The 1,103-nt window shown below is 66.5% G+C and carries 1 protein-coding gene; it reads right to left on the minus strand.

What is annotated here, in order from left to right; translation table 11 throughout:
- Nucleotides 1-74: 74 nt before the first annotated feature.
- Nucleotides 75-1,103, minus strand: a 1,029-nt coding sequence (locus tag IEI94_RS05610) for a dihydroxy-acid dehydratase (RefSeq protein ID WP_191166351.1), incomplete at its 5' end; no start/stop codon positions are given.

A 1,103-nucleotide genomic window follows, 5' to 3' on the forward strand; every position in this document is an offset into this window, starting at 1 on the left:
CGGGCCAATCTTGTTATGTGTTGTCATCTTTCTTGCTCCACCCGCTGACTCACTATCAGCGATCCATGTGGGTATCAGTGCGAGTGCCGCGGCACCTCGGCGCCGCGACAGCCGACCAGAAAATCGAAGTCGCAGCCCTCGTCGGCCTGCAGCACATGCTCGATATAGAGCTGGCGATAGCCGCCGTCGCTGGCGATACGCCGCGAGGCCGCCCCCGGGTCCTCCGCCGCCAGGCGCGTGGCCAGCTCGGCGTCATCGATCTCCAGCTGCAGCTGACCGGCATCGCAGTCGAGGCTGATCCAGTCGCCGTCGCGCACCGCCGCCAACGGGCCGCCGGCGGCGGCTTCCGGTGATACGTGGAGGACGACCGTGCCGTAGGCGGTGCCGCTCATGCGCGCATCGGAGATCCGCACCATATCGGTGACGCCCTGCTCGAGCAGCTTGGCCGGCAGCCCCATATTGCCCACTTCGGCCATGCCGTGATAACCCCGCGGTCCACAGTGCTTCATCACCAGGATGCTGTCGGCGGTCACGTCCAGGTCGGGGTCGTTGATGCGCGCCTTGTAGTCGTCGAAGTTCTCGAACACCACAGCCTGGCCGCGGTGGGTCATCAACTCGGGGGTCGCCGCCGAGGGCTTGAGCACCGCGCCCTGGGGAGCCAGGTTGCCGCGCAGCACGCACATGCCGCCATCTTCGCGCAGCGGCTTGTCCCAGGGCCGGATCACCTCATCGTTGTAGAGCGGCGCCTCCTTGACGTTGTCCCACAGCGTCTTGCCGTTGACGGTCAGGGCGTCCTTGTGGGGTAGCCGTTCGGCCTCGCCGAGGCGCTTGAGTACCGCCGGCAGGCCGCCGGCGTAGTAGAACTCCTCCATCAGGAAACGCCCCGAGGGCTGCAGGTCGACGATGGTCGGCGTGCCGCGGCCGATGCGTGTCCAGTCGTCCAGCGGCAGGTCGACGCCGATGCGCCCGGCGATCGCCTTGAGGTGGATCACCGCGTTGGTCGATCCGCCGATGGCGGCGTTGGTACGGATGGCGTTCTCGAAGGCCTGACGGGTCAGAATCTTCGACAGCTTGAGATCTTCGTCGACCATCTCGACGATGCG

Origin of the sequence: Halomonas sp. ML-15 (assembly GCF_014779595.1) — a bacterium.
Taxonomy (GTDB): Bacteria; Pseudomonadota; Gammaproteobacteria; order Pseudomonadales; family Halomonadaceae; genus Franzmannia.